The organism is Magnetococcales bacterium, from assembly GCA_015228935.1.
GTDB lineage: Bacteria > Pseudomonadota > Magnetococcia > Magnetococcales > DC0425bin3 > HA3dbin3.
In genome coordinates this window covers 25,710-31,816 of the sequence record JADGCO010000049.1, presented here as the reverse complement: position 1 = coordinate 31,816, position 6,107 = coordinate 25,710, and the positions used below count along the sequence as shown (strand labels likewise).

General features: G+C 59.0%; 2 protein-coding genes. One reads left to right on the top strand and one right to left on the bottom strand.

What is annotated here, in order from left to right:
• Nucleotides 1-169: 169 nt before the first annotated feature.
• Entirely contained in the window at nucleotides 170-892 is a 723-nt protein-coding gene (locus HQL65_12490) for a DUF3782 domain-containing protein (GenBank protein ID MBF0137050.1), read from the top strand.
• 19 nt (nucleotides 893-911) lie between these two features.
• Here the strand turns inward: HQL65_12490 and HQL65_12485 are convergent.
• The coding region (locus HQL65_12485) for a hypothetical protein (protein ID MBF0137049.1) at nucleotides 912-6,107 on the bottom strand (5,196 nt) is incomplete at its 5' end.

The window sequence follows — 6,107 nt, the reverse complement described above, 5'->3', positions numbered from 1 at the left end:
ATACTGCATGCAGCCCGATCTGATGACCCTTTGCCAGGAGATGCCAACCATGTCCACACCTTTGACCCTGGAAGATATCTGGAAATTGTTTCAGGAAACCAACTATTTGTTTCAAAAATCCCAATCCGATTGGGAACGTCGCTTTCAGGAAAACGAGCGGCTTTTGCGAATGGAACGGGAAGAACGAGAAAAGGAACGCATTGAACGAGAAAAGGAACGCTTTGAACGAGAAAAGGAACGCATTGAACGAGAAAAGGAACGCATTGAACGAGAAAAGGCGCGAGAAAAGGCGCGAGAAAAGGCGCGAGAAAAGGAACGGATCGAACGTGCGGAAGCCGAGCGCATCTTCAAGGAAGAGCGAGCCGAAGCGGATCGGCGCTTTCAAGAGGAGCAGGCCAAGGCGCGTGCCGAGGCGGATCGGCATTTCCAGGAGACTGAACGGGTGGTCAAGGATGTTTCCCGCCAGATTGGTCGTCTGGGGGGGCGTTGGGGAGAGTTTGTCGAAGGTATGGTGGCCCCGGCTTGTGAAACCATGTTTGCTGAGCGTGGCATTCCGGTGCATAAGGTGCATCCGCGCACCAAAGCCAAATTGCCTGGCAATCGACACATGGAGATCGACCTTCTCGTCATCAATACCACCGCAGTGGTTGCGGTGGAGGTTAAAAGCGATTTGAAGATCGAGGATGTGCGGTGGCATGCGGATAAATTGTCAGAATTCAAGGAGTTTTATCCAGAATACGCCGACAGGCAGATTATGGGTGCCGTGGCCGGTATCGTCATGGGGGAAGGTGTGGATCGTTTTGCCATGAACCTGGGTTTGTTCGTGATCGTCCAATCCGGGGAAAACGTTCGCCTGGCCAACGATCTCTCTTTTGTGCCGCGTATCTGGTAGGATTTTGATATGGACGGTCTCATGGTTGCACGGTCATGGCCTCCAGGGGAATTTCCCCGAACATTTCCGGGGCATACATCGCCTCTGCCCGGGAGGGGGGGAGGGAAAAGCGGCCCGGATTGTTGAGACGCAGGGTGTATTCCACCTGCCATTTGCCTTTGGGCAGCCACTCGAAATAGGCCCGGAACGAGTCGAAGGTGCGTTCCTCGAAGGCGGGCCAGATCCAATCCGACTGTTTTTCGCCCCGGGTCATGATTTTGGAATCCCGGCCCAGACCGGTGCCGAGGATGGCTCCACCGGCAGGAATCGGATCGTTGATCACCACCCAGGTCATGTCGGATTGGGCCTCCAGTTCCAGGCGCACGCGCAACACATCACCCCGGCTCCAAACATCGGGCGTTTTGCGTTCCACGGGCAGGATGGTGCGTTGCAGGCGATAGCCACTGTTCCAGGGTTCCTTGAGGGGGATGGCCGCCCGGCTTTGCAGGGTGACCCAGGGCTTGCCGGTTCCCTGGTGGGTCAAGGCAAACCGGGCCGGTTCCGCTGGCCAGGGAAATTCCATGGTACCGCCCTTGGGTTGCCTGCCCCAGTCATGGTGCTGTCCGGTTGTGGCCAGTTGACCGGTCGTGGTGCCCGTAATCGGCACCGACTCGAATTGGCTGGAAAATTTTTTCAGGGCCACGGTGCCCCAGGCATTGGCTGTTGTCGTGTCCCAATGGCCTCTTTTCTGGCGGCCAAGGGTGCCGCGCAGCAGACGGGGCAGATCCTCCTGCCAGTTTTTATCGTGCAAAAGGGCCAGAATGAGCCGGGTGGCATTGCTGTCTTCCGAAACCATGAGCCACCACAAATGATCGCTCCGGGCCGTCGAAAAACCCAGGGAGGTTCCCTTGAAATCGAGTCGGGAGCGGAGAATGTCGAGGGTTTCCTGGCGCAGGGTGGCCCGCTTGGGCAGGGACTCCACCCGGCTGAGAATGTTCAGCCAGTCGATCAAAGTCGAGGTGGGCCACTGGTTGGGTTCGGCGGGAATGGCCGTCAGATGCTTGAGAGGGAGGGCGTTGTTGTAACGGGTGATGGCTTCCAAGGCGGTCAATTTGCGCAGGTTGTGATCGGCGGCAGACAGTCCTGTGTATCGCAGAATTTTGCCCTGCACAAAATTCAGCAACCCGTCAAGCATTTTGCGTTGCTGGTCGGGGGGGATGCTCCAGCCGGCTTCATGGGCAATGGCCAGCAGATAGGCCGTGAGGGCATCACTCCCTTTCTGGAGGTTTGGAAAATATTTGGCCAGACCATCGGCATCCAGGTAGGAGGGCAGGGCAGCCATGAGTTGATTCCATGCGGTTTCATCCTGCGCGGACACGGTTTTGGAAATGCGTTGTTCCAGGCAGGAGTAGGGATAGAGTGCCATGTATTCCCGTACCCCGGCCAAGGATTCGGCCAGTTTGGCCTGGACCTGGAGTCGCACACCGCCCCGGCCCGGCAGGCCATCCGCCGGCATGGCAACGGGAATTTCCTGTTGTCCATCGAGTTGACTCAATGTGGCCTGGATGACTTGCACGGGCAGGGCTGGAATGACGGTCTGGGAGACGTTGAGCCGATCTGCGGCCCCATCAGCCGTGGCCTGGATGCTCCAGGCGAGACGTTCGGTATCGACAGGGACTGCCAGTTCCCAGGCCGCTTCCCGACTCTCGCCCGGGGCGAGTTGGAGGGTGATGGGGGGCAGGGGCGTGGTTGGATGTGCGGACGAAGCCGTAGCCGTATCCGTAGCAGGAGCCGGAGTTGCGGCAGGAGCCGGTGCTGTGGCGGAAGACTGAGTTGCGGCAGGAGCCGGAGTTGCGGCAGGAGCCGGAGTTACGGCAGGAGCCGGAGTTACGGCAGGAGCCGGAGTTGCGGCAGGAGCCGGAGTTACGGCAGGAGCCGGAGTTGCGGCAGGAGCCGGAGTTGCGGCAGGAGCCGGAGTTGCGGCAGGAGCCGGTGCTGTGGCGGAAGACTGAGTTGCGGCAGGAGGCGGAGCCGCAGAAGGAGGAGAGGAGATGGATGGAGAACTCCCCGCACGGGAATGAATGGTCACGCTGGCATGCAGCGTGGCTTGCAGGGGACGCTCACTGCTGTTGCGCACGGTAAAACCTGCCCGGAAATGATCCTGCTCCCGGACCAGGGGTGGCAAACCGGAGAAAATTTGCAACTCCTGGGTGGTATTGATCGAGGTGGCCCCGGTACCAAACAGGTTGCTGCCGGCACTGGCCACCGCCACCACGCGAAAAGATGAGAGAAGATCATTCAAGGGAATGGCCACCTGGGCCTGACCCTGGGCATCCAGTTTGACCCGTCCCCGCCAGAGCAACAGGGTTTCCAGCAACTCCCTGCCCCCCTTGCCGCGCCCTCCGCTGCCGCCATGGGTGACGGCCTTGCGTCCATAATGACGGCGACCAATCACCTGTTCCTGGGCCGTGGCGGTTTCCACGCTCAAAGGTCGTTCCTGCATCAGGGTGGCCAGCAGATTCCAGGAGTCGTTGGCCTTGAGTTCCAGCAATCCCTCATCGACGGCAGCCAAGGCCACCTCGGCATCAGCAGGCAGGGGTTGGCCGGAGGCAGGGGTCACCTGGATGGTGGCGGTGGCCGATTCCCGAATCTTGTAGGTCGGGCGGTCCGTGGTGACCTGGACATTCAGGGTGTTGGCCTTCCAGCCAACCTGGATTTTGGCATAACCAAGGCGGAAGGCCGGGCGACCCAGATCGATCAGGGCTGTCGGGGCTACTTCCGTGGCACGGCCCCGCACTGCCAGTGCCGAAACAAAGACATTGGGGGCATAATGCCCGCGCATGGGGACCCGCAGAATGGGATTTTCTCCGGTCAGGGTCTGGACAAAACTGTCCAGAATCCCTTCCCGTTCCACGGTGACCAGGAGGGTGGCCTCCCGGAAAGGCATGCGCACCTGCAACAGGGCTTCTTCACCGGGTTCATACTGCTTTTTCTCGGGGAGCAGATCCATGCGGTTGTGGTGTTCGACATTGAACCACCACTGATCTTTTTTGGTCACCCAGACCGAAGTATGGGCAAAGCTGGCCCGTTGTTCGGTATCCACGGCCCTGGCACGCAGAATGACGTTGCCCTGCACGGGGGATTTGCCGGTACAGAACAGCCGTCCCTGGGCGTCGGTAACTCCGGCACAAAACTCTTGCACATGTTTGATTTCATTCTGGTGTTCATAGGCGTAAAAGCCGCCGATGAGACGCTGGCGATGGGAGTAGGTCTTTTGTTCGAGCAGGTCAACGGCCACCGGCACCTTGGCCAGGGGCTGGCCACGCGGGTTCAGGGCCACAACCTGAAATTTGAGTTCTTCGACGTTGGCGGCCCAGCCATCGGGCTTGAGTCCCAGGATGACACCTGAAGGGAGAAGGGTGACATGGGTGGCGGCGGTCAGCCATTCACCGTTGTTGTCCTGGTATTCCATTTCGGCCAGCAGGTCTCTTGGCCTTTCGGATGGCTCCAGGTTTTTGATCATGGCCCGGGCGGTTCCGGTTGGGTTCAAGGTCAGGGATTGCACCGGCAGGGGTTGACTCTTGAGGGGCTGGGAATGTTCTTCGGCATTCGATTCAGACTCTTCATCCGGGCCATCCTGGTGTGTCGAGCGGTTTTGTTTCACACCGGGTTGAATGTTGCCGTTGGCAAAAGTAAAACCATCGTAATCGGCAAAGTGCATGGCTTTGGGTTGCAGCAGGGCACGCAGTTTGACCGGAGCGGAACCGGCCCCGCCACCCGAAAGATGGCGCAATTGCAGGTCCAGTTCAACCTGGGCAGGGTTGATGGCTTCGGCCTGGACCGGGGTGAGGCTGGCCCGCATGGTGGGGACCCGAAATGCCTCCACCCGGAAAGTTCCTGACTCCTGGTTGTTTTCATGGGGAGGTTTTCCCGAGCGCAAGGTGACCGCATACGCGCCCATTTTGGCTTCCTTGGGAATGGGCCACTGGCTTTCCGCGCTTTGCTGCGCACCCCATTGCAGGGGGAATTTATACTCCTGGCCGCTGCCGGTGTGGCGAATGATGACCTCGTGCGGCAGGGTTTTCGGGTCGAGTAATTCAAGGCCGGTTCCCATGGCCTGCCGGATAAAATGTTTCATGGAGACGGTTTCACCGGCCCGCAACAAGGTGCGGTCAAAAACCGTGCCTGCCTGAAGAGTCGGTCTTTGTTGCCAGTTGTAGGGCAGGTTGAAGCTGTAGTTGGTGATGCCTTCGTTCCAGGAGGAGAGCAGGAAGGTGAGATCATCCCCGGAACGGGCGGTGACCAGATAATCACGTTGATACTTTTCCTTGCATCCCGGCAGTGACTCTTTGGCGGGCAGTTTTTCCGGAATGGTCAGCACGCCCTCGGCATTGGTCTGGCCGGAATGGTAAATTTTTCCCTGGCAATCCCCGACGGTCACCTCGGCACCGCCGACGGGTTTGCCGTCATCCAGGGCGGTCACCCAGACCAGGGAGGAGTCCCGGCCATGTTTGAAATGGGCGGCCAGATTGGTGACCAGGACGGCTGTCTGGATGTGATAAGGTTTTTTTTCGCCATGCAGTTCGGCCCCAAGCCGGTCGCTCGCCAGTTCCACGACATAAAAGCCGGGTTTCTTGAATGGAATACCCACCACTTCGAAGGCTTTTTTACCGCCTGGTTTGGGCAGGGTGAAGGTTTCCAGTTGGGTCGCATGGGCCGGACCAAGTCCGGCGAACACCGATATTTCCCCAACGCGCTGTTTGATGATCACTTGATCATTCTTCGTCTCCGTGATGCTTTCCTGCACATCATGGATCCGTTTCATCCAGGTGATGAACTCCGCCGGTTTTTCCACCCGGAGCTGGCGACCACGTATTTCGACCGCTGCCGGCCAATATTGCTCGCGCACAGTGTTCCACCAGGAGGTGACGGCAGCGGTGGTTTTTTTGGTGGGTGCTGCAGTCGGCTTTTCGGTCGATGGTGTGTTGGCGGGGGATTCGGTCGGCTTGTTGGTTGATGTTGCGTTGGTGGTGGATTCGGTCGGCTTGTCGGTTGCGGCTGCTTCATTGGCTGCCGAGCCAGGGTGGGCTGCATCCAAAGGCAATACCGCCTCCAGGTTGCGCAGGGTCAACGGCAGGGTGGCATCCCCCTTGGCTTCGACGAGGCCAAAAGGGGCAGGAAATTTGGCCAGCGGCGGATCCATATCGGTTTTGACCGCCAGGGGGAAACTCCCCTG

Coding starts and splice junctions, on each gene's coding strand:
- HQL65_12490 (MBF0137050.1), top strand. CDS start 170: ATGGAACGGGAAGAACGAGAAAAGGAACGCATTGAACGAGAAAAGGAA.